Source organism: Arthrobacter sp. Y81, from assembly GCF_002929335.1.
Classification (GTDB): domain Bacteria; phylum Actinomycetota; class Actinomycetes; order Actinomycetales; family Micrococcaceae; genus Arthrobacter.
Window position 1 is genome coordinate 16637 of the sequence record NZ_PJIL01000001.1, and the last position, 23114, is coordinate 39750.

Genomic DNA, 23114 nt, shown 5'->3' on the forward strand with positions numbered 1-23114 from the left:
CGTTCGCGCTTGGTGGGTGGGGCTTAAGTGTCCGCTCGCGCTTCCCGCAGCGCGCGCTTCCGGGCCACGGAGCTCCTGCGCGATGCCGCCAGCATGTCCACGGTCAGCACCAGCAGCGCCAGCCAGACCACGCCGAAGCCGATCCACCGGTCCAGGGTCATGGTTTCCTTGAACACCACCAGGGCCACGATGAACTGGAGTACCGGCGCGAAGTACTGCAACAGGCCGATGGTGGTCATGGGCAGGCGGCGGGCCGAGGCGCCGAAGAACACCAGCGGCACCGCGGTGATGACGCCGGAAGCGACCAGGAGCCAGAAGTGCCCGGCGCCTTGGGTGCCGAGGGTGGCGGATCCGCTGACGCCAAGAAAGATCATCGTTGCGGCCGCGAGGGGAGTGAGCACCACCGTCTCCACGGACAGGCTGGTGATGGCGTCGGCCTTGGGCCCGACGCGCTTCTTCACGAAGCCGTAGAGTCCGAAGCTGACCGCCAGCGTCAGCGCGATCCAGGGCAGCTTGCCGTAGGAAATCGTCAGCACCACCACCGCAACGAAACCGATCCCGACGGCGGCCCACTGGAGCGGACGCAGCGTTTCCTTCAGCACGAACACGCCCAGCAGCACGGAGACGAGCGGGTTGATGAAGTAGCCCAGGGACGCCTCCACGGCCTGGCCGGTGGTGACGCCGTACGTATACGTCAGCCAGTTCACCGCAATCAGTGCCGCGGCGATGGACAGGGTGCCAAGGACGGTCCGGTTCCGGAACGCCGCCCCGAGCACTCGCCAGGAGCGGGTGACCGTGATCAGCAGCGTGCAGAACAGCAGCGACCACACCACCCGGTTGGCCACGATTTCCACCGCACCGGCGGGCTGCAGCGCGAAGAAGTACAGCGGCAGCAGCCCCCACAGTCCGTACGCGCCGATCCCGAAGAGGACTCCCGCCGTCGTGTCCTTGTCCACTGCCTTAAGGGCGACGCCGGGGCGGGGCGGCTGTCCGCCGGAAGCTGCGGCGGCTGCGGAGGTACCCGGAGTGGTCAGGGCTGGGGCAGTTGTTCCATCGGGTGTAGGCACACGATCAATAACACCACCCGCGCGGGCGGTATTCCGCCAACACGGCCACGATTCCCCCGGAGCCATGCTGCGGGGCCTTGCGGTGCTCAGTACGCTTACTAATATGAACAAGCATCCTGAGCCTGCCGGGCCATGAGGCTCCGCCACAGCAACGCTTCGGGAAGGGGCTACCGGCGCCTGGCCGCAGGAACCGGCTTCACGTACCGGGACCTGGACGGTTCCACGCTGCCCCCGGGGCCGGTCCGGGAAAGGCTGGAGAGCATCGGCATCCCGCCGGCCTGGACCGACGTGTGGATTGCGCCCTACGACAACGGGCACATCCAGGCCACAGGACTCGACGCCATGGGCCGCCGGCAATACATCTACCACCCGGCCTGGCGGGAAAAGAAGGACCGGCTCAAATTCGACCGGGTCCTCCAGCTCGCCGAATCCCTGCCAACGGCGCGGAGGCTGGTCACCGTGGACCTGCGCAGCGACGGACTCTCGCGCGAACGCGTCCTGGCGGCTGCCTTCAGGATGCTGGACACGGGTTCGCTGCGGGTCGGGTCCGAGCGGTACACCAACGAGAACGGCAGCCACGGGCTGGCCACCCTGCTGTGCGCCCACGTGAAAGTGAGGCAGGAGAGCCTCCGGCTCAGTTTTCCCGCCAAGAGCGGCAAAACCTGGGAATCCGAGATCGACGACGCCGACCTCGCCGCCCTGGTCCGGGTGCTCAAGCGCCGGGGCGGCAACGCCCGGCTCCTGGCGTACAAGAACGGGCGCAGCTGGCATCCGGTGGGCAGCACGGAGATCAACGAATACGTCAAGGAACGGACCGGGCAGGACTTCACGGCGAAGGACTTCCGCACCCTGCATGGAACCGTGGCTGCCGCGGTCAGCCTGGCCCGGATCGGGCCCCAGAAGACAGTGGCTGAGAAAAAGAGGGCCATCAGCCTCGCGATGCAGGACGCGGCGGCGGTTCTGGGAAACACCCCGTCGATCGCCCGGAAAAGTTATGTGGATCCACGGCTCCTGGACCATTTTGCCGCGGGGGAGACCATCGACCCCCGGCGGACAGGCTCGGCGGAATCCGAATTGCGCGCGCTGCTGTACCGGGAGGGCGACGTAGTATCCCTCAACAGCTCCCCAGGGAAAGGGGGCTGACCAATTAGAATGGGGAACTGTGCGCTACGTGACGTGGCGCAGATTCTCGTTTCAGAAGGGCTCCCGGTGTCCAACTCGGCCGAAACCACCCCCAAACGTCCCCTCCGCGTCGCAATTGTCGGCGCCGGACCGGCAGGCGTGTACGCCGCGGACATCCTGACCAAGTCCAACGAGGTCAAGGGCGGCGACTTCGAAGTCAGCATCGACCTGTTCGAGGCCTACCCTGCGCCCTACGGCCTGATCCGCTACGGCGTGGCACCGGACCACCCGCGCATCAAGGGCATCGTCAACGCACTGCACAAGGTGCTGGACCGCGGCGATATCCGGTTCCTCGGCAACGTGACCTACGGCCGCGACCTGAAACTCCACGATTTCCGCGCCTTCTACGACGCCGTGATCTTCTCCACCGGCGCCATCAAGGATGCTGACCTGAACGTTCCGGGCATCGAACTTGAAGGATCCTTCGGCGGGGCCGACTTCGTGTCCTGGTACGACGGCCACCCGGATGTGCCCCGCGACTGGCCGCTGGACGCCAAGGAAGTCGCCGTCATCGGCAACGGCAACGTGGCCCTGGACGTGGCCCGCATGCTCTCCAAGCACGCGGACGAGCTGCTCTCCACGGAAATTCCGGACAACGTCTACCGGGGCCTGAAGAACTCCCCGGTCACGGACGTTCACGTCTTCGGCCGCCGCGGCCCGGCCCAGGTGAAGTTCACCCCGCTGGAGCTGCGCGAGCTGAGCCACATGAAGGATGTGGACATCGTCCTGTACCCGGAGGACTTCGAATTCGACGAGGCCTCCGATGACGCCATCCGCAGCAACAACCAGATCAAGACCATGGTGAACACGCTGACCAACTGGCTCGTCGAGGAGCACGCGGAATCCGAACAGCCGTCCTCCCGCCGCCTGCACCTGCACTTCCTGCACAGCCCGGTGGAGATCTACGACGGCGCCGGCAACAGCGCGGGCACCGGAAGGGTTGCGGGCATCAAGTTTGAGCGGATGCAGCTGGACGGCACCGGGCACGTCAAGGGCACGGGGGAGTTCATTGACTACCCCGTCCAGGCCGTGTACCGCGCCATCGGCTACCACGGCTCCCCGCTGGACGAACTGGAGTACGACGCCAGGGCCGGCGTGATCCCCAACGAGGGCGGCCGGGTCCTCGACTCCGAGGGCAATCCGGTTCCCGGGATCTACGCCACGGGCTGGATCAAGCGCGGTCCGGTGGGACTCATCGGGCACACGAAGGGCGACGCCCTGGAGACCATCGGCTGCCTGCTGGAGGACCGGCTGACACTGCCGCCGGCGCAGAACCCGGATCCGCACGCGATCATTGCCCTGCTGGAGGAGCGCGGCGTCGAGTACACCACGTGGGAGGGCTGGAACAGGCTGGACGCCCACGAAGCAGCCCTCGGTCAGGCGTGGACCGAAGCGGAGGCGGAGACCGGCGTCGTCCGCGAACGCGTCAAGGTTGTGCCGCGCGAGGAAATGATCCGGATCTCCCGCAGCGCAGAGGGCTAACCCGACGACTAGCCCTATGGCGGCTTGCTGGATGGCAATAGACTGAGCAGACCAATCCAGCACGGCATACCGTCACGCCTGGCACACCGATGTGCCGGCAAGGGAGTTCGATGAGGAAAACGAATCAGCCAGCAGTTCCGGGCACGGACGCCGCGGCACTTCTCCAGCGGCATGCCCTGGCGGGCCACGAACTGCTCGGCGTGGCGGGCTTCGGCCCTGCCGGCGGCCTCGATTCCGCGAACAGCGCCGGCCACACCGGGAGCGTGCACCTGCCCGGGCTGCGGAGCCTGGTGGAGGAATCCTGGCAGCGTTCCGTCCAGTTCCGGGCCAATCCGGACAACCCCGAAGCACCACTGGCCCTGGACGGGGAGGAGCTGGAGGAATACCGCCGGCAGCATCCCCTGGCCACCATCATGCCCGTGATCCATAAACTCCTGGTCCTGCCGAGCCACGACAGCGGCCTGCTGGTTGCCGTGGGCGACGAGGTGGGCCGCCTCCTCTGGGTGGAGGGCGACTCCGTAATGCAGCGGCGCGCCGAAGGCATGATGTTCGTGGCCGGCGCCGACTGGTCCGAGGCCAGCGTTGGCACCAGCGCCCCGGGAACCGCCCTGGCCCTGGGCCGCAGTATCCAGATTTCCGGTGCCGAACACTACAAGCGCTCCGTCCATCCGTGGAGCTGCACCGCCGTGCCGTTCCACGACCCCGACTCCGGCGCACTGCTGGGGGTCGTGGACATCACGGGCACCGAATCCGCGGTGGCGCCGCACACGCTGTCCCTCGTGGAGGCCACCGTGGCGGCTGCCCAGGCGCAGTTGCGCGTGGAGCGGCTCCAGTTGGCGGCCGCCCGCCAGGCGGCGCCGGCACGACGGCGGACGCCGTCCTCCGCTGCGAAGGCTGGTTCCGCGGTGGAAGGGAGCCTGTACCGCAACAGCCTCCAGCTCCTGGGCCGGGACCAGGCGCTGCTCAGCATCGAAGGCCGCACTGTGGCACTCTCCGCCCGGCACAGCGAAATCCTGGCACTGCTCAGCGTCCACCCCAAGGGGCTCAGCGCGGAGGAACTCTGCACGCTGCTGTATCCGGGCGACGGCTCCTCCATGACGCTCCGGCCGGAGATGGTGCGCCTGCGCAAGGTCCTGCAGCAGCTGAGCCCGGAAGCCGTCCCCGCGTCCCGTCCATACCGGCTGCCCATGGACCTGATGCCGGACTCGAGCCAGGTGCTCAACTGCCTGCAGCGCGGGGCGCACCGCATCGCCCTGGAGATCTACCGCGGCGCGGTGCTGCCGCGTTCGGAAGCGCCGGGCATCATCGATCTCCGGGACCGTGTGTCCTCGCTGCTGCGCGAAGCGGTCCTGACGGACGGCAGCGCCGATGCGCTGCTGAAGTACGCGGAACTTCCGGAAGCAAAGGACGACGTCGGCGTCCGCACCGCTGCGCTGAGGCTGCTCCCGCTGCGCTCGCCCAAGCGGGCCGCCGTCGTCGCCGATCTTGAACGGCTGGAAAACGAACTCAGCGCCTGAGGCGGCGGCGCTGGCGTGCGGGACGGCGCTGGCGTGAGCTGAGTCACAGGGTTGCAACCTGGTTGCAACCTCCCGGCTCCTACGGTGGAGGCATAGTAACTGCCACAGCAAAGGAGCTAGCAATGACTGTCTACGCACAGCCCGGTACCCAGGGTTCGAAGGTTACGTTCAAGGACCGCTACGAGAACTGGATCGGCGGCGAATGGGTTGCCCCGGTCAAGGGCCAGTACTTCGAGAACATCACGCCCGTCACCGGCAAGGTCTTCTGCGAAGTTGCCCGCGGCACCGCGGAAGACATCGAGCTGGCACTGGACGCCGCGCACAAGATTGCACCGTCCTGGGGCAAGACCTCCGTCGCAGAGCGCGCCGCGGTCCTCAACAAGATCGCCGACCGCATCGACGAGAACCTCGAGATGCTCGCCGTCGCCGAGTCCTGGGACAACGGCAAGCCGATCCGCGAAACCCTGAATGCGGACATCCCGCTCGCGGCGGACCACTTCCGCTACTTCGCCTCCGCCGTCCGTGCCCAGGAAGGCCGGCTCTCCCAGCTCGACGACGACACCACGGCGTACCACTACCACGAGCCCCTTGGCGTCGTCGGCCAGATCATCCCGTGGAACTTCCCCATCCTGATGGCCGTCTGGAAGCTCGCCCCCGCCCTGGCCGCCGGCAACGCCGTGGTCCTCAAGCCCGCCGAGCAGACGCCGTCGTCCATCCTGGTCCTGATGGAACTCATCGGTGACCTGCTGCCGGCCGGTGTGCTCAACGTGGTCAACGGCTTCGGCGTGGAGGCCGGCAAGCCGCTGGCCTCCAGCCCGCGGATCCGCAAGATCGCCTTCACGGGCGAGACGTCCACCGGGCGCCTGATCAGCCAGTACGCCAGCCAGAACCTGATCCCGGTCACGCTGGAACTGGGCGGCAAGAGCCCGAACATCTTCTTCAACGATGTTGCCGAGTCCAACGACGCGTTCTACGACAAGGCACAGGAGGGCTTCGCCCTCTTTGCCTTCAACCAGGGCGAGGTCTGCACCTGCCCGTCCCGCGCCCTCGTCCAGGAGGACATCTACGATTCCTTCATGGCCGACGCCGTGGCCCGCGTGGAGAAAATCATCCAGGGCAACCCGCTGGACACCGACACCCAGCTCGGTGCCCAGGCCTCCAACGACCAGCTGGAAAAGATCCTCTCCTACATCGACATCGGCAAGCAGGAAGGCGCCAAGGTGCTCACCGGCGGCTCCCGCGCCCAGCTCGAAGGCGACCTGGCCGGCGGCTACTACGTCCAGCCCACCGTCTTCGAAGGCCACAACAAGATGCGGATCTTCCAGGAGGAGATCTTCGGACCTGTTGTGTCGGTCTCCCGGTTCAGTGACTACGACGACGCGATGGAAATCGCCAACGACACCCTCTACGGTCTCGGCGCCGGCGTCTGGTCGCGCAACGGCAACGTCGCTTACCGTGCGGGCCGCGAGATCCAGGCCGGCCGCGTTTGGGTCAACAACTACCACGCCTACCCGGCCGGCGCCGCGTTCGGCGGGTACAAGTCCTCCGGCATCGGACGTGAAAACCACTCCATGATGCTGGACCACTACCAGCAGACCAAAAACCTCCTGGTCAGCTACAACGAGAACAAGCTCGGCTTCTTCTAAGGGATTGGGGCGCTCCCGTGGTGTCGACTCCGTCGCCACGACGGGGCCCTCGCGCCCCACTCCGCCCGCACCACCCTGGCCACCCCTCAGGAACGCAGCACCACCTCCACCGCACCAACGCTCCATCAACGCAAGGATTTCGCCAATGACGACGACAATGCAAGCAGCAGTAGTAACCGAGTTCGGCAAGGATCTTCAGATCCAGACCCTCCCCATTCCCACCCCGGGCCGGGGCCAGGCGCTGGTCAAGGTCATCACCACCGGCGTCTGCCACACAGACCTCCACGCGGCGGAAGGCGACTGGCCGGTCAAGCCGACACCGCCGTTCATCCCCGGCCACGAAGGCGTCGGCGAAGTGGTGGCCTTGGGCGAGGGCGTCACCGACCTGGCCGTCGGAGACCTCGTCGGCAATGCCTGGCTGTGGTCCGCCTGCGGCGACTGCCAGTACTGCCGCACCGGCTGGGAGACGCTGTGCGAAGCGCAGAAGAACGCCGGCTACAGTGTGGACGGTTCCTTCGGGGAGTACATGCTCGTGGACACGCGCTTTGCCGCCCGCATCCCGGCCGGCTCGGACCCCGTTGAAGTCGCCCCGGTGCTTTGCGCCGGCGTCACGGTGTACAAGGGCCTGAAGATGACCGAGGCGAGGCCCGGACAGTGGGTCACCATTTCCGGTATCGGCGGACTCGGGCACATTGCCGTGCAGTACGCCGTGGCGATGGGCCTGCGGGTAGCCGCCGTGGATATCGCGGACGACAAGCTCGCCCTGGCCAAGAAGCACGGCGCGGAGCTTACCGTCAACGCACTGCACGAGGACCCGGTAGAAGTCATCCAGCGTGAAACCGGAGGTTGCCATGGAGTCCTGGTCACGGCAGTGCACCCGTCAGCGTTCGGACAGGCGATCGGGATGGCCCGCCGTGGCGGCACGATCGTGTTCAACGGGCTGCCGCCGGGCGACTTCCCGGCGCCGATCTTCGAGATTGTGCTCAAGGGCCTGACGGTCCGCGGCTCAATCGTGGGTACCCGGCAGGACCTGGAGGAAGCCCTCGAGTTCTATGCGCAGGGCAAGATCCACCCCACCGTGTCCACCCGGGAGCTCTCCGAGGTCAACGCCGTTCTTGACGAGATGAAGCACGCCAAGATCGACGGCCGCGTCGTCATCAAGTACTGATGATGGAGGCGAGGCTTGACGCGGCAGTGACGCTGCCCGGGGAGGACATCTCCCGGGTGGCGCTCACGGCCGAGGCCGTGGAACTGCTCAGGAAGCTGTGGGGCCAGCACGGGCCCCTTATGTTCCACCAGTCCGGCGGCTGCTGCGACGGCTCCTCGCCTATGTGTTATCCGGCGGGGGAGTTCATCACCGCGGATGCGGACGTCCTCCTGGGGCTGTTCGACATCGCCGACGGCGTGCAGCCGCAGCCCCTCGAGTTCTGGATGTCCCGGGAGCAGTTCAGCTACTGGAGCCACACCCATCTGACCGTGGACGTGGTCCAGGGCCGGGGGAGCGGGTTCTCAGTTGAGTCCCCCGAAGGCAAGCGGTTTCTGATCCGGTCAAAGCTCATGGACTGGCCGGCCTGACCAGCCCGTCCTCGCAGCACGAACGAACACTTGAGGCCTCTCGTGAGAGGGGCCTCAAGTGTTCGTTCGCGCCAAAACTTGAACCCGCTATGATCTTCAGGCCGGGCATGCGGCGTCTCACTATCTGGGATAAATATGACCGTCCACTGGATGGACACTACTCTTGATAAGTCTGTTTCCAACAAGCTATCGAGATTGTGGACTTTCCTATGAACCTTTTCCGGACAAAATCCATTGAGCAGTCGATTGCCGACGCCGATGAACCCGGACGCAAACTGAAGCGTTCCCTGAGCACGTGGGATCTGATGATCATGGGTGTCGCCGTTGCTGTCGGCGCCGGGATCTTCTCCGTCGGAGCCAAGGCCGCCGCGAACTTCGCCGGCCCCGCTGTGACGCTCTCCTTCGCCATCGCTGCAGTCACCTGCGCCCTGGCCATCATGTGCTACGCCGAATTTGCCACGGCCATCCCGGTGGCCGGTTCCGCCTACGTCTTCACCTACGCCACCATGGGCGAGCTGCTGGCCTGGATCATCGGCTGGAACCTCATCCTTGAGCTGTTCACCGCCGGCGCCGTGATCGCCAAGTACTGGGGGATCTACCTCAGCAAGGTCTTCGCGCTGATGGGAGTGGATATTCCGCCCGCCATCTCGCTCGGCGGAATCGACCTCTACTGGGGCGCCTTCCTGATCGTGGCCGTATTCACCGTGCTGCTGGTGCTGGGAACGAAGCTCTCCGCCCGCGTGGGCAATATCTTCACCCTCATCAAGATCGCCGTGGTCCTGTTCGTGATCGTGGTGGGCTTCAGCTACGTGAAGTTCGAGAACTACGCACCGTTCGTTCCCGCCTCCGAGCCCACCGCGGCCTCAGGCGGAGCCGACGTCCTCAAGCAGTCCTTCTTCGGCTTCCTCACCGGAGCCGTGCCGGCACAGTACGGCACGCTGGGCATCTTCGCCGGCGCGGCGCTGGTCTTCTTCGCCTTCATCGGATTCGACGTCGTGGCCACCTCGGCCGAAGAGGTCAAGAACCCGCAAAAAACCCTGCCGCGCGGCATCTTTGGCGGCCTGGCGATCGTCACTGTCCTCTACATCCTGGTGTCGCTCGCCCTGACCGGTATGGTGTCCTACACGCAGCTGGCGGAGGCCGAGAACCCCACCCTCACCACCGCTTTCGAAGCCGTGGGGAACACCGACGCCGCCAAGGTCATCGCCTTCGGCTCCCTGGTGGGCCTCACCACGGTGATCATGGTGCTGCTCATGGGGCTGTCCCGGGTGGTCCTGGCCATGAGCCGCGACGGCCTGCTGCCGCGCTCGCTGTCCAAGACCAGCACTATCCGTGCGACGCCGGTCCGCCTCCAGATCATCTGCGGTGCAGGGGTCGCCGTCGTGGCAGGCCTCACCAACGTGGACCTGCTGGAGGAAATGATCAACATCGGCACGCTCTCCGCGTTCGTGATGGTCAGCCTCGGCATCCTGGTCCTGCGGAGGAAGCGCCCGGACCTGAAGCCGGCCTTCCGCGTCCCGTTCGGCAAGGTGCTCCCGGTGGTATCGGCGCTCCTGTGCCTCTACCTGATGACGAACCTCGCGGTGGAGACCTGGATCTTCTTCGCCATCTGGCTGGTCATCGGCGTGGCGATCTACTTCTCCTACGGCCAGCGCCACTCCCGGCTCAACGAGAAGTTCGCCGAAGCCAAGGCCGCCGTCAATGGCCCCCCGCAAGCAGTGCATGCGGTGCAGGACAAGGGCACCGCGGACGACGAGTACGAGGACGCGCTCACCCGCAGCTGACCTCCGCTCCCGTCCGCACGCCGCTGCGTCGGAATCCGCCCTGGCCATGACTCCATAAGATGGAGCCATGGCCAGAGCAGTTAAACCGGAGCGCAAGGCGGAACTGTTGTCCGCCATTCAGGACTACCTGATGGACAAGACCCTGGCCGAACTCACGTTCCGGAGCCTGGCGGACGGCCTGGGCATCAGCTCCTACGTGCTGGTCTACCACTTCGGCAACCGGGAGCAGCTGGTCAACGAAATCATCCGCTCCATCGAATCCCGGCTGGACAGCATGCGCACCACGGACGTGCGCGACATCGACCAGGAGGCCTGGCGGTCGTACCTGATGGAGTCCTGGGGGTGGACGATGGCCCAGCGGAACCGACATCTGGCCAGGCTTGAGTTTGAGGCCACAGCGCAGGACATCGTGGCGGCCTCGCCCCGCGGAACAGCCCAGGACCACTTCCGCATGCTTCACGAAAAGGCCCGCGACTGGCTGGTGGTGCAGGGCATCCGGCCGGAGTTCGCGGACACCGACGCCCGCCTCTTCACGTCCACGTTCTACGGCCTCCAGTTCGACTTTGTGGTGATGAACCAGCCCGAGGAAGCGACGAAGGCCTTCGAGCTGATGGTGGCTGTATTTTTCCAAAACCTTGAGCACCGTCTAGCGACGGACGGCCAGCACTTCTGACCTCCTTACTGACCTCCTTACAGGGACAGCCGGCCGGGGGCTGGCACTTACCCCGGCGTCTCAGAGCTGTAACAATGAGCCGTAAGTGGATGTGGTTGACCTCACATTGTGCTTAGATCAGATTGTTGAACAGAAGTTCGGATAGCGAACATTTGCGACTTGGGGCTCATCACTCGCAAGTCAATGGGCACAAAGGAGTGAGCATGAAACGTCGTCTTATTGCCGTTTTGGCAGCCGCCTCTGTTCTGGGACTGTCGGCCTGCGGAAGCGGCTCGCCCAGTTCCACGGGAGGCGGGACTGCATCTGGCACCGCCGGTGGAGGTTCGGACCTGACGAAGGTCAGCGTCGGTGTCATTCCCATCGTCGACTGCGCACCCATCTACCTCGGCGACAAGCAGGGCTTCTTCAAGGAAGAGGGCCTCCAGCTGGACATTCAGACCGCAACGGGCGGCGCGGCGATCGTCCCCGGCGTCGTCAGTGGCAGTTTCGACTTCGCGTTCTCCAATCTGATCTCGGTCATGGTTGCCAAGGACAAGGGCCTTGACCTGAAGTTCGTCGCAAATGGTGCTTCCACCACCGGCGAAAAGGGCAGGGACATCGGCGGCGTCGTCGTTCCGGCAGGCTCGAGCATCCAGTCCGCGAAAGACCTCGCCAACAAGACCGTTTCGGTGAACAACCTCTCCAACATCGGCGACACCACCATCAAGTCGGTTGTCGAAAAGGACGGCGGTGACCCCAAGAGCGTGAAGTTCGTCGAGGTGGCCTTCCCGGACGCCCCGGCGGCCCTGGCCAACAAGCAGGTTGATGCTGCATGGATCCTTGAGCCCTTCCTGTCCAAGGCCGTGGCGGAAGGCGGCAAGGTAGTTTCCTGGAACTTCGTCGAGATGAGCCCGGAGCTGGACATTGCTGGCTACTTCACCATGGGAGACACCATCAAGGGCAAGGCTGAGCTCACGCAGAAGTTCACCCGCGCCATGAACAAGTCGCTCGAATATGCGCAGCAGCACCCGCAGGAGGTCCGCGACATCGTGGGCACCTACACGAAGATCGACGAGGCTGCCCGGGCCAAGATCGTGCTGCCGCGGTACCGGGTCGAATTCAACAAGGATGCGTTCAAGACCCTCGGCGACGCCGCCGCCAGCTACGGCACGCTGACCAAGGCTCCGAACGCAGACGAACTCCTCCCGTGAGTTCACAGGCCCCAACCGCCGGTGGTGCTGGTCCAAGCGCGGAGCGGCACCACCGGCGGGTCCGCAAGGCACCAACAAAACAACTGCTCGGCGTCGCGGGGATCCTGGGGTTCCTGGTCACCTGGGAGCTCATTTCCAGGCTCGGCATTATCGATGAGCGCTATCTGCCGCCCGCGAGTGAGGTCATTGCCGCCCTGGTTGCCGACTTCGGCCTCACGGCCTTTTGGGTCTCAGTCGGCGAGACCATGAAGGCCTGGTTCCTGGGCCTCCTGATAGCAGTGGTGGCAGCCGTGCTGCTCGGCTTCATTATCGGCTCCAGCAACTTCCTCCGGAAGGCCACCAATTCGACGGTCGAATTCCTCCGCCCAATCCCCTCTGTCGCCCTGATCCCGCTGGCCGTTTTGCTCTTCGGCGTGAAGATCGAATCGTCGCTGCTGCTGATCGTGTACGCGTCCTTCTGGCAGGTCCTGATACAGGTCCTCTACGGCGTGGCCGACGTCGATATGGTCGCCAACAATACGGCCAAGACCTACGGCCTGGGCAGGATGGCCCGCATCCGCTACGTCGTCTTTCCCACCGCCCTGCCGTACCTTATGACCGGCGTACGGCTCGCCGGCGCGGTGGCGCTGGTCCTGGCCATCACGGCCGAACTTGTGATCGGATCCCCGGGACTCGGCCGGGAGATCGCCCTTGCCCAGTCCGGCGGCGCAATCTCGGGTATGTACGCCCTGGTGCTCGCTACCGGCCTGATCGGCGTGGTGATCAATATGCTGATGCGCTTCATTGAAAAGAAGACCCTGGCCTGGCACTCCTCGGTCCGGTCCGAGGTGGTCGTATGAAAGTCCTGAAGACCCTCGGCTACCTCCTGGGACTGCCCGTCCTGCTGATTCTGCTCTGGTGGTCCTCCACCCTTGGGGCGGTCAACTTCTTCGTCCCCACGCCGGCCACCCTGGTGAGCAAGTTCGGCGAGGTCTGGTTCGGCGAGCGCTTCTTCACGGACGTGTTGCCCAGCATCGGACGGCTCCTAGTGGGCGTCGTGGCGGCAATCGTGATCGGCGTCGTCGGCGGAGTGCTGATCGGATCGATCAAATGGCTCCGGGCGCTGCTCGAACCGACGCTGGAGTTCTTCCGCGCCATCCCGCCTCCGGTCCTGGTGCCGGTGCTGATGCTGCTCATGGGCATCACCGACTCCATGAAAGTTGTCGTCATCATCTCCGGGTGCGTCTGGCCGGTGCTGCTGAACACCATCGAGGGTGTCCGCGCGGTAGACCCAGTGCTCTCCGACTCCAGCCACACCTACGGCATCGACGGCTGGGCCCGGGTCCGTTACCTGGTCCTGCCCTCCGCCAGCCCGCAAATCATGGCCGGCGTCCGCCAGTCGATGTCCCTCGGGCTGATCCTGATGGTGATTTCCGAAATGTTCGCCTCGTCCGCGGGGCTCGGCTTCACCATCGTCCAGTTCCAGCGCTCGTTCGCCATCCCGGAGATGTGGTCCGGCATTGTGGTTCTGGGCCTGCTGGGTGTTGGCATGTCATTCATCTTCCAGTGGGCCGAGCGGAACATCCTGCGCTGGTACCACGGCCAGAAAGAGGTAGAAAATGCAGCCTGACTTAACTCAAGCGGCCCCGGAAGCGATGCTCTCCGTCCGCGGGCTGAAGAAGGTGTATCAGACCGACGGCGGCGACATCGAGGCCGTACGGAACCTCACCTTCGACCTACGCGCCGGCGAGTTGGCGTGCCTCGTGGGCCCCTCGGGCTCCGGCAAGACCACGCTCCTGAAATGCATCTCGGGGCTCATGGCCCCGACGGAGGGCGAAGTCCTGCTGGACGGGAAGCGGGTCACGGGTCCTCCGAAGAAGATGGCCGTGGTGTTCCAGGAATACGGACGCTCACTCTTCCCGTGGATGCGGGTCCGCGACAACGTGGAGCTCCCGCTCAAGAACCAGGGCATGCCGAAGGCCGAGCGTGACAGGCTGGTGGATGAGGCCCTCGAGGCCGTGGGCCTGTCCGGCGTTCCGCGGTCCTACCCCTGGCAGCTCTCCGGTGGCATGCAGCAGCGCGTAGCGATCGCGAGGGCCATCGCCTACCAGCCCGAGGTACTGCTGATGGACGAACCGTTCGCAGCCGTGGACGCCCAAACCCGTGCCGACCTGGAAGACCTGATCCGCGTCGTGTGGAAAAAGCTCGGCGTAACCGTGCTCTTCGTGACGCACGACATCGATGAATCGGTCTATCTGGGGGAGCGCGTCATCATCCTCTCCAGCTCTCCGACGGTAATCCAGGAGGACATCGTGATCGATCTTCCGGCAGGGCGTGACCAGCTGAACACCCGTTCGTTGCCGCGCTTTACTGAGCTGCGGCACCATGTCTATGAGCAGATCCAGCTGGCTAAGAGAGGGCACCGCCCGGCGGCCTCATCGGCGGCGCAAACCCCAACGACACCGACTTCCACGGCTTCTACCTTTGGCCCTGCATAGCCATCTGGCGCTTCTTCCTTAGGGCGTCGCAACCCCGATGCTCACGGCGAAGCGTGGCGGCCCATCCACTCGACGAGCGGCCGCAGCTGTTCCCAGAGCCGGCCAACCTCCTCCGCGGCGCCCGGCGTGGAGAGCCAGCCGGGTTCGCCCAGCTCCCTGCCGGCGGACAGCGACTTGTATTTGAGGAGCTCCGCCCGGGGATGCTCGCGGGGGAAGCCCCGGGGGACGGTCTTGAGCCGTTCACCCTCAACGGTGAATCCGGCATCGGTGAGCCGATGAACAATCTTCTCCAGGGATTCCCCGGTCCCGGTGGCATCCACCGAGTTCCGGAAGCGGGCAAGCTGGGCGGGCGAGATCGAATGGCAGCCGGCACCCACCAGGAGGCCGCCGGCACTCAGCTGCACGTAGTACCCCACGCCCTCCTGGAAGGACGCGACCGCACCCTGGGCTGTCTTGTAGGGGGACTTGTCCTGGGAGAAACGGATGTCCCGGTTGGGCCGGAAGATCTTCGCGGGGCCAAACCGGGGCTCCAGCTCGGCCAGCAGGGCAGCCAGCGGTTCCCGGACGAGCGTCTCGTAGCGGGCCTTGTGTTCCAGCCACCAGTCCCGGTTGTTGTTCTGCTCAAGGTCCGCATAGAAGCCGGAGGCACCGGCCGGGATGCCGTCGAATGTGTTCATGTAGGGAGCCTAGGGCCGCCCCGCCGCGCAGGCCAGAGGCTGCGCACCGTATGTGGAAAGCGCACGGAACGCAGAACACCCCGCCGCGGAAAATCCGCGGCGGGGTGTTCATATCAAAGGCCGTCAGGCACCGTTCAGGAGCGAGCCTTAGCTAATGAGCGAATCAGAGCTTGTTGGCTGCCTCAGCGTCTGATTCAGTCTGGCCCGCCCCCAGGTTGGCGCGCAGCTTGGCGCCGAGTTCGGCGTCAACGTTGGTCCAGTACTGGATGGCGCGTTCCTTGATACCCGGGCTCTTCACGCCGCCCACAGCACCGGTGATGGTGTCCAGCAGGCGGGCCTTGGCGCCGTCGTCGAACACTTCGCGGTACAGCGTGCCGGCCTGGCCGAAGTCGCCGTCCTCGGCGTGCAGGGAGTGCGCGGAGAGCGTCAGCTCGCCGTCGTTCTCCCAGCCGCCTGCCGGGTCCTGCGGCTCAACAGCAGCGGGGCCGCCAACGGAGTTGGGGGCGTAGACCGGAACGGACGGGGCGTTGAAGTGGTAACGCCCGGCGCCGTCCTGGCTGTAGTTGTTGACCTGGTTCTTGGGCTGGTTCACCGGGATCTGGGCGTGGTTGGTGCCCACGCGGTAGCGGTGGGCATCAGCGTAGGAGAAGATGCGGGCCTGCAGCATCTTGTCCGGGGACGCGGCGATGCCCGGAACGAAGTTCGACGGCGCGAAGGTGGCCTGCTCGATCTGCGCGAAGTAGTTCTCCGGGTTCCGGTTCAGCTCCATGGTGCCCACCTTGATCAGCGGGTAGTCAGCCTTCGGCCACACCTTGGTGAGGTCGAACGGGTTGAAGCGGTAGGTCTTGGCATCCTCGTACGGCATGACCTGGACGTGCAGGTCCCAGGACGGGAAGTTGCCGGCAGCGATGTTTTCCTGCAGGTCGCGGATGTAGAAGTCCGCGTCCGACCCGGCCAGCTCTTCAGCCTGGTCACCGCTGATGGTCTTGACGCCCTGGTTGGACTTGAAGTGGTACTTGACCCAGAAGCGCTCGCCCTCGGCGTTGATCCACTGGTAGGTGTGCGAGCCATAGCCCTGCATTTCGCGCCAGGAAGCCGGCAGGCCGCGGTCGCCCATGAGCCAGGTGACCTGGTGCGCGGACTCGGGGGAGAGCGTCCAGAAGTCCCACTGCATGTCCGCGTCGCGCAGGTGGGTGCCCGGGAGGCGCTTCTGGCTGTGGATGAAGTCCGGGAACTTGATGCCGTCGCGGATGAAGAAGACGGGGGTGTTGTTGCCCACGAGGTCGTAGTTGCCCTCGGAGGTGTAGAACTTCACGGCGAAACCGCGGGGGTCGCGCCAGGTGTCCGGGGAGCCGCTCTCGCCGGCGACCGAGGAGAAGCGGATCAGCATTTCGGTCTCGACACCCGGCTGCAGGAAAGCGGCCTTGGTGTACTTGGAGATGTCCTCGCTGGTGGTGAACTTGCCGAACGCTCCGCCGCCCTTGGCGTGCACGACGCGCTCCGGGACACGCTCGCGGTTGAACTGTGCGAGCTTTTCGATCAGGTAATGGTCGGTCAGGATGATGGCGCCGTCAGCGCCGACAGCCTTCGAGTGAGCGTCGGAAGTGACGGGAGCACCGGACTGCGTGGTGGACACAGCGGGCGCAGAGATGTTCTGAGTCATCTTTCTCCTTCTGGTTGGGTTTCTTGCTTAGTTTCGTTCGGCGGGTAGCTTTTGGGTGCGCTGACAGTCCTGGCAGATGCCCTGGTACATGACGTCAGCGATCTGGATGGTCATCGGCTTGGCGTCCGGGTCCCAGTGCGGGGTGAGACAGGGGGCGTGGCCAACGGCGCAGTCCACGTCCTCCACCCGTCCGCAGCTGATGCACACGGCGTGGTGGTGGTTATCGCCCACCCGTGTCTCGTACAGCGCAGGGGAATGGGGAGGTTCGAACCGGCGCAGCATCTGGAGGTCCGTGAGGTCGCCAAGGACCACGTAGACGGACTGCGCGGTCAGTTCGGGGAGTTCCTCACGCGCGGCGGCAAGGATGCTTTCGGCCGGCGAGTGCGGGTGGTGTTCGACGGCGGTGAGAACCGCCAGCCGCTGTTTGGTCACCCGGCGGCCGTGGGCGCGCAGGGCAGCTGCCCATGCGTCCTGGCCGGCCTCGTGAACTGTCATAGCCCCATTGAACCACTTATTATGACTGAATCACAATAAGGCTAGGCTAATCTCCGGAGAACGCAGCACCATTTCAAACGGGTTGACGGCCTCGCCGGCGGAGCGGCCCAGCGCGTGCAGTTCCAGCCGCCCGCCCGTGACGGCAGTGTCCGGCACCATGCAGCTAAGGCCCGTGACGGCCTGCCGCAGCGCCAGGGCTTCCAATGCCGCGGCCAGGGCAAGGAGTTCCTGCGGGGTGACGTCCTGCACGGATCCGATGCTCCGCTCCGGCGCCAGGACCGTGTGGTGCGTCCCGGCAGGGGTCGACGGCGCCCAGGTGCGGATGGCGGGCAGCGGCACCGCTCCTTTCGGGCCGTCGCTGCGGGGGCCGGTGCCGTCAGGTGAGCTGGGCCGGGCGGCAGTTGCCGCCGCCAGCAACGCGGTGCGCAGCCCGACGTCGTGCTTGTCCAGATCCTGATCCGGCACCGGCCTGCGGCGCTGCGCGGGTAAGGCGAGCTGTTCGGCAGGGGTGACCGGTTCGCCGTCCCAGCGGCCGAAAAGGTGGAACGTGGGGGTGGATGACTCCGCGGCCGGTTCGCCGATCGAGGCACCGAGCGCATGCCAGCGGTGCGCAAAAAGCAGAGTGCAAGTGTCCGCCCCCAGGACGTCGGCCAGTGCCTTGCGGGCAGCGTTGTGGCACAGCAGCCAGTCGGCGGCCGACCGGTGGTCGAGGGCCGTCGCGGGATTGCTGAGGCGGATCATCAGGTGGCCGGAAGTCAGCGGCGTGCGCGGCCGGGTGACTTCCCATACCGCAGAGCCGAAAAGCAGCCTTCTGGACAACTCCATGCGCACTCCGTTCGCTGTTGTGTTTCCCCGCCCGAGACTATCAAGCTCAGCACCACTATTCGGGGCCCTGCCGGGGTCACTGCCGGGGGTGCCGGTGGCGGCATGGCCCGGTGCCGTCAGTGCCCGCGGCTAGAGTTGCCCGGTGGGCAAACTGCTGGCTGACATCACTCCGTTGCGCGAGAGTCCGGACTTCCGCCGGCTGTGGCTGGGATCAGCCGTCTCCAACCTTGGCAGCCAGCTCACCCTGGTGGCGGTCAGCCTGGAGGTGTACCGGCTGACGCAGGACAGCCTCTACGTCGGGCTGCTGAGTATTTTCGCGCTGGTTCCCCTCGTACTGGGCGGCCTGCTGGGCGGGTCCATCGCCGATGCCCACGACCGCCGCAGGGTGGCGCTCCTGGCCACTACCGTGCTGTGGCTGACCACGGCCGCGCTGGCGCTGCAGGCCTGGCTGGAGGTGGGGAACGTGTGGCTGCTGTACGTGCTGGTTGCCGTGCAGAGCGGCGCGCAGGCCATCAACCAGCCCGCCCGGAGCGCCATCATCCCTATGCTGGTCCGCAAGGAGCTGCTCCCCGCGGCCAACGCCCTGAGCATGATCAGCTTCGGCCTGGCCATGACTGCCGGTCCGCTCCTGGCCGGCGTGCTGGTGGCGTGGGTGGGGTTCGGCTGGACATACACGCTGGACGTGGCGAGCTTCGTGTTTGCCTTCTGGGCCCTGCTGAAGCTTCCGCCGATGCCGCCGGGGAAGGAAGCCCACCGCGCCGGGCTACGTTCCGTGGTGGAGGGGTTCCGGTTCCTGGGCACGCGCCCGAATCTCCGCATGACCTTCGTGATCGACCTGGTGGCCATGATCTTCGCTCAGCCCCGGGCCCTGATGCCGGCCATCGGTGCGGTGATGATCGGCGGCGGCGAGGCCACGGTGGGCATCCTCCTGGCATCCACTGCGATCGGCGCCTTCCTGGCCGGCCTGTTCTCCGGACCGCTGGGCGGCGTCCGCCGGCAAGGAAGCGCCGTGGTGTGGTCCGTCATGGGCTGGGGCGCGTCCATTGCCGGTTTCGGGCTGGTGGTGGTCCTTGCGGGGCGCTCGGGGGAGGCCGGCGTAACGCTGTGGCTGTTGCCCGCCGCGCTGTGCTGTGCACTGGCCGGCATCTCCGATTCCGTGAGCGCCGTTTTCCGCACCACCATCCTCCAGGCGGCCACGCCCGACCACCTTCGAGGGCGTCTCCAGGGCGTGTTTGTGGTGGTGGTTGCGGGTGGTCCGAGGATAGGGGACATGCTGGCCGGCGGCGGCACTAAACTTTTGAGTGAAGGTTGGGTTTTGCTGCTGGGCGGCCTTTTGTGCATCGCTGTGGCATGGGCGCTGGCACGCTGGCAGTCGGGTTTTTTGAAGTACGACGCGCGGAATCCCGTTCCGTAACGACCGCCCGTTGTAGCTTCAAGAGGGTAAGAACTTCGCGAGGAGGCACAGTGCATAATCACCACAACGGACTGAAGACCGCGGCGCTGTTCGGGGTGCTCTGGGCGGTGCTCCTGGGGCTCGGTGCCGTGATCGGCAGCAGCATGCGCAGCACGGCTCCCATCTGGATCATGGCGCTGGTGGGTGTGGGCACCACGGCTTACGGGTACTGGAACAGCGACAAGATCGCGCTCCGGTCCATGCAGGCCTACCCCGTCACCGAGGCGCAGGCCCCGCAGCTCTACCAGACTGTCCGGGAGCTCTCGGCCCGGGCCAACCAGCCCATGCCCCGGATCTACGTCTCGCCCACGCCCGCGCCGAATGCCTTTGCCACCGGCCGGAACCCGCAGAACGCCGCCGTCTGCTGCACCGAAGGCATCCTGCGGCTGCTGTCCGTCCGCGAACTGCGCGGCGTACTCGGCCATGAGCTCATGCACGTCTACAACCGGGACATCCTCACCTCATCCGTGGCCGCGGCGGTAGCCGGCGTGATCACCTCGGTGGGGCAGATGCTGCTGTTCTTCGGCGGCGGCGACCGGCGCAATTCGAACCCGCTTGCGATGATCGCCATGGCGCTGCTGGCCCCGCTTGCGGCGATGGTGATCCAGTCGGCCATCTCCCGGACCAGGGAGTACGACGCCGACGAGGACGGTTCCGAGCTCACCGGCGATCCGCTGGCGCTCGCCTCAGCCCTGCGCAAGATCCATCAGGGCGTGCAGATGGTGCCGCTGCCTCAGGACCAGAAGCTGGTGAACGCGTCGCACCTGATGATCGCCAACCCGTTCCGCGGCGGCGGGCTGAGCAAGATGTTCTCCACGCACCCGCCGATGCAGGACCGCATCGCCCGGCTGGAACTGATGGCTGGCCGCCCGCTCCGCTGAGCCCCGCCGTCGTACTTTCTTCCGTGGTGAGGCGCATCGTGCCTTTCGACGCGCAAAGAGGCCGGCGCGGCCCGTATACGGGTGTCGCCGGCCTCTTTGTGTAGCGTCAGGTTTTTTTCGTGTCGAAAACGACGGCGGGGGCTAGCTGCGGAAGTTCACGAACTGCAGGTCGGCCTCGTCGAAGCCCTTAAGCAGGTTCATGGTCTCCTGGAGGTCGTCGCGTGACTTGGACGTCACGCGCAGTTCGTCTCCCTGGATCTGGGACTTGACGGACTTCGGGGCCTCGTCGCGGATCAGCTTGTTGATCTTCTTGGCGAGGTCCTGGGCGATGCCCTCCTTGATGGAGGTCTCCAACCGGTATTCCTTGCCGGACGCGTAGGGCTCGCCCGTGTCCAGGGACTTCAGGGAGATCCCGCGGCGGATGAGCTTGGACTGCAGCACGTCCAGGACGGCGAGCACGCGCTCTTCGGAGTTCGCCTTCATCAGGATCTTCTCACCGCTGAAATCGACCTCGGCGCCGACGCCCTTGAAGTCATACCGCTGGGCCAGTTCCTTCTGCGCCTGGTTCAGCGCATTGGCAACTTCCTGCTTGTCTACCTTGCTGACGACGTCGAATGTGGATTCGCCTGCCATAACTGTCCTCCTGCTGATCGTCCCGATACCCCTTGAAGGGCGGTGTTGTCTGCATTCCAGCCTAGTACGGATGGCGTCCAAGTGAAGGCCGCGTCCCGAACAACGTTCGAAGTGGAATCGTTCCGGGCGATTCACAGTTTCCTCATAGCGAACGCAGGGCGGGAACGAAGCCTTGGCCCCCAGAGTTGAAGGTGTTGGAAGAGTTGCCCCGGAAGGAAAGCACATGCACCAGAAGGCCGTCCGTTATGTCACCCGCTCAACTGCAGCCGCAGCCGCAACAATCGCCACGGCGGCGACCTCCGTGGCAGCGGCCGCGGTGGCCGCGTCCATCATCCTTAGTCCCGTGGCAGACGCTTCTTCCCGAATGGACGGTGTGCATTCGGACCTGATGCGGGCAGTGCAACTGAACCAGATCACGGAGGAGCAAGCCGCCAAGTTCGAGGCGAAACTGGCCGGACGCATTCTCGGTGAAGCCTGATTTTCCGCGGAGTTCCGGGGGATTCGGGGCCCTTTGAGGCTCGATTCGATTCTTCGGCAGAAGTTCTGTAAAGTTGTCTTGCCCGCGGTTGCTGGAAGCGGAACGGATGGAAACAGCCGTTCTGAACATGGAAGCCGCGAGTGATCTTCTTTTGAAGTTCGGCAGATTACCCGAGCGGCCAAAGGGGGCTGACTGTAAATCAGCTGGCAACGCCTACGGGGGTTCGAATCCCTCATCTGCCACCCTTGGAAAAGTCTCCGGAACCGTCAGGTTCCGGAGACTTTTCTGTTTCCGCTACGTTTTCACGTTCCGGCCGGAGCTTGTCCGCGGTCCCTAGCCCTCAAGGCTCGGAACCGCGGACAAGCTTAGGAAATCAGTTGAGGCCTATCACCAGCATCTGGTTGGTCCCCGGGATGCAGGTCTGCAGGATCACCCGCGGAAAGCCTCCGAAAACGGCTGAGACATTGTTGGTTGTACCGGGGTTGGGCACCTGGCCCCGCCCGGTGACCGTGTAGGTTCCGTAGCCGGGAATGCTGACCGTTTCGCCGACGCCGATCCCCGAGAACCGTGCCCACCCGCCGCAGAAGTCGTGTTCCGTGATGAACAGGGCGTACGCATCAGTCGGGGTGAAATGAATCGGGCCGATGCAGGCGTCCACCATCCCCTGGCCACCGGCGCCCGCGACGTAGATTGTCCGGACCGCAGGGGCCGGAGCAGGAGCGGGGGCTGGTGCCGGAGCCGGCGCTGGTGCCGCTGCCGCGGGGGCCGCGGCCGGGGCGGCAACGGCGGGGCCCGTCAGCTTCAGGACCTGGCCCGGCACGATCGGCGAGTACGAGCCCAGCCCGTTGGCCGCCAGCATGGCGTTCATGTCGACGCCAAAGCGGGCAGCGATCGCCCCCACCGTGTCCCCGGCAACCACCGTGTACGTGTTGGATGCCTCGGGTGCCGGGGCGGGTGCCGGGGCGGGTGCCGGTTCTGGGGCCGGTTCGGGCGCCTGCACGGCGGGCGCAGGTTCGGCAGCCGGTGCTTGCGGTGGCGCGGCCTCCGGAACGGCAGCAACAGCCGCCTCCGGCGTGCTGGCACCGGCCGTGGCAGAGGCGTCTGCGGAGTTGGCGGCCGCAGGCACCGCAGCCGTCACGGCCTGGGCTTCGCTGACCTGGGACGTCTGCGCGGCGCCGGCGAAGCTTATGGCGGTCACGGCAATCGCCGTCACCACGGCTCCTGCGGCCAGCATGATCCTCAGCCTGGTATTTGTGCCGCGGCCTTGTGCAAGTGTGGGGACAGGTGATCTGTCCTCCTGATTAAGCTCGTTTTGATCCATCGGTTCCCCCCGAGAGTCAATGCCCTTGGGGGTCGACAGGACAGCAGGCCCCAGGGCGGTGGTGCGCCGGCCCCGGACCGCACAAAGGGCAGCCC

General features: G+C 65.6%; 22 protein-coding genes and 1 tRNA gene. 16 read left to right on the forward strand and 7 right to left on the reverse strand.

Annotation, left to right across the window (positions count from 1 at the left end; translation table 11 throughout):
- Window positions 1–23: 23 nt before the first annotated feature.
- Window positions 24–1067 (reverse strand): EamA family transporter RarD, encoded by a 1044-nt coding sequence (rarD, locus tag CXQ91_RS00085; protein WP_374953600.1) that lies wholly within the window; start codon window positions 1065–1067, stop codon window positions 24–26.
- A 132-nt stretch (window positions 1068–1199) separates the two neighbouring features.
- On the opposite strand from rarD, the gene CXQ91_RS00090 reads away from it, so the two are divergent.
- From CXQ91_RS00090 to CXQ91_RS00145, 12 genes are all read left to right on the forward strand, one after another.
- Window positions 1200–2210, forward strand: a complete 1011-nt coding sequence (locus CXQ91_RS00090; protein ID WP_104171928.1) for a DNA topoisomerase IB — start codon at window positions 1200–1202, stop codon at window positions 2208–2210.
- A gap of 66 nt (window positions 2211–2276) precedes the next feature.
- Complete coding sequence (locus CXQ91_RS00095; protein WP_104171929.1) at window positions 2277–3731, forward strand: FAD-dependent oxidoreductase; 1455 nt, start codon at window positions 2277–2279, stop codon at window positions 3729–3731.
- A gap of 110 nt (window positions 3732–3841) precedes the next feature.
- Window positions 3842–5248 (forward strand): GAF domain-containing protein, encoded by a 1407-nt coding sequence (locus CXQ91_RS00100; protein WP_104171930.1) that lies wholly within the window; start codon window positions 3842–3844, stop codon window positions 5246–5248.
- A gap of 122 nt (window positions 5249–5370) precedes the next feature.
- The gene (locus CXQ91_RS00105; protein WP_104171931.1) at window positions 5371–6894 is read left to right on the forward strand and encodes an aldehyde dehydrogenase family protein; all 1524 of its coding nucleotides are present in this window, start codon (window positions 5371–5373) and stop codon (window positions 6892–6894) included.
- 145 nt (window positions 6895–7039) lie between these two features.
- Complete coding sequence (adhP, locus tag CXQ91_RS00110; RefSeq protein WP_181038725.1) at window positions 7040–8062, forward strand: alcohol dehydrogenase AdhP; 1023 nt, start codon at window positions 7040–7042, stop codon at window positions 8060–8062.
- The gene (locus CXQ91_RS00115) at window positions 8062–8469 is read left to right on the forward strand and encodes a DUF779 domain-containing protein (protein ID WP_104171933.1); all 408 of its coding nucleotides are present in this window, start codon (window positions 8062–8064) and stop codon (window positions 8467–8469) included. The genes adhP and CXQ91_RS00115 overlap by 1 nt, the downstream gene beginning before the upstream one ends.
- A gap of 209 nt (window positions 8470–8678) precedes the next feature.
- Window positions 8679–10253 (forward strand): amino acid permease, encoded by a 1575-nt coding sequence (locus CXQ91_RS00120; RefSeq protein ID WP_104171934.1) that lies wholly within the window; start codon window positions 8679–8681, stop codon window positions 10251–10253.
- Between the two features lie 67 nt (window positions 10254–10320).
- Window positions 10321–10926 (forward strand): TetR/AcrR family transcriptional regulator, encoded by a 606-nt coding sequence (locus CXQ91_RS00125; protein WP_104171935.1) that lies wholly within the window; start codon window positions 10321–10323, stop codon window positions 10924–10926.
- Between the two features lie 203 nt (window positions 10927–11129).
- Window positions 11130–12116, forward strand: coding sequence for an ABC transporter substrate-binding protein (locus tag CXQ91_RS00130; protein ID WP_104171936.1), 987 nt, complete (start codon window positions 11130–11132; stop codon window positions 12114–12116).
- On the forward strand, window positions 12113–12955 hold the full coding sequence (locus CXQ91_RS00135) for an ABC transporter permease (RefSeq protein ID WP_374953601.1): 843 nt from the start codon (window positions 12113–12115) through the stop codon (window positions 12953–12955). Before CXQ91_RS00130 ends, CXQ91_RS00135 begins: the two co-directional genes overlap by 4 nt.
- The gene (locus CXQ91_RS00140) at window positions 12952–13725 is read left to right on the forward strand and encodes an ABC transporter permease (protein ID WP_104171937.1); all 774 of its coding nucleotides are present in this window, start codon (window positions 12952–12954) and stop codon (window positions 13723–13725) included. Before CXQ91_RS00135 ends, CXQ91_RS00140 begins: the two co-directional genes overlap by 4 nt.
- Window positions 13726–13750: 25 nt before the next feature.
- Window positions 13751–14593 (forward strand): ABC transporter ATP-binding protein, encoded by an 843-nt coding sequence (locus CXQ91_RS00145; protein ID WP_374953611.1) that lies wholly within the window; start codon window positions 13751–13753, stop codon window positions 14591–14593.
- 41 nt (window positions 14594–14634) lie between these two features.
- Here CXQ91_RS00145 and CXQ91_RS00150 read toward each other — a convergent pair whose 3' ends face one another.
- From CXQ91_RS00150 to CXQ91_RS00165, 4 genes are all read right to left on the reverse strand, one after another.
- Entirely contained in the window at window positions 14635–15270 is a 636-nt protein-coding gene (locus tag CXQ91_RS00150; RefSeq protein ID WP_104171939.1) for a DUF2461 domain-containing protein, read from the reverse strand.
- Window positions 15271–15433: 163 nt separating this feature from the next.
- Window positions 15434–16933, reverse strand: coding sequence for a catalase (locus CXQ91_RS00155; RefSeq protein ID WP_104171940.1), 1500 nt, complete (start codon window positions 16931–16933; stop codon window positions 15434–15436).
- A gap of 27 nt (window positions 16934–16960) precedes the next feature.
- Window positions 16961–17428: a Fur family transcriptional regulator gene (locus CXQ91_RS00160; protein ID WP_104171941.1), complete on the reverse strand. Its 468-nt coding sequence runs from the start codon at window positions 17426–17428 to the stop codon at window positions 16961–16963.
- Window positions 17429–17458: 30 nt separating this feature from the next.
- On the reverse strand, window positions 17459–18253 hold the full coding sequence (locus CXQ91_RS00165; protein ID WP_104171942.1) for a hypothetical protein: 795 nt from the start codon (window positions 18251–18253) through the stop codon (window positions 17459–17461).
- 142 nt (window positions 18254–18395) lie between these two features.
- On the opposite strand from CXQ91_RS00165, the gene CXQ91_RS00170 reads away from it, so the two are divergent.
- On the forward strand, window positions 18396–19667 hold the full coding sequence (locus CXQ91_RS00170) for an MFS transporter (protein ID WP_104171943.1): 1272 nt from the start codon (window positions 18396–18398) through the stop codon (window positions 19665–19667).
- A 50-nt stretch (window positions 19668–19717) separates the two neighbouring features.
- Complete coding sequence (gene htpX, locus CXQ91_RS00175; protein WP_104171944.1) at window positions 19718–20587, forward strand: zinc metalloprotease HtpX; 870 nt, start codon at window positions 19718–19720, stop codon at window positions 20585–20587.
- A gap of 141 nt (window positions 20588–20728) precedes the next feature.
- Here htpX and CXQ91_RS00180 read toward each other — a convergent pair whose 3' ends face one another.
- Window positions 20729–21220 (reverse strand): YajQ family cyclic di-GMP-binding protein, encoded by a 492-nt coding sequence (locus CXQ91_RS00180; RefSeq protein WP_104171945.1) that lies wholly within the window; start codon window positions 21218–21220, stop codon window positions 20729–20731.
- Window positions 21221–21443: 223 nt separating this feature from the next.
- Between CXQ91_RS00180 and CXQ91_RS00185 the strand changes: the two genes are divergently transcribed.
- Together CXQ91_RS00185 and CXQ91_RS00190 are read left to right on the forward strand one after the other, a co-directional pair.
- Window positions 21444–21698, forward strand: a complete 255-nt coding sequence (locus tag CXQ91_RS00185) for a hypothetical protein (protein WP_104171946.1) — start codon at window positions 21444–21446, stop codon at window positions 21696–21698.
- A gap of 160 nt (window positions 21699–21858) precedes the next feature.
- Window positions 21859–21940 (forward strand) — tRNA-Tyr (locus CXQ91_RS00190).
- Between the two features lie 131 nt (window positions 21941–22071).
- On the opposite strand, the gene CXQ91_RS00195 is transcribed toward CXQ91_RS00190, so the two are convergent.
- Window positions 22072–23019 (reverse strand): LysM domain-containing protein, encoded by a 948-nt coding sequence (locus tag CXQ91_RS00195; protein ID WP_104171947.1) that lies wholly within the window; start codon window positions 23017–23019, stop codon window positions 22072–22074.
- Window positions 23020–23114: the final 95 nt, after the last annotated feature.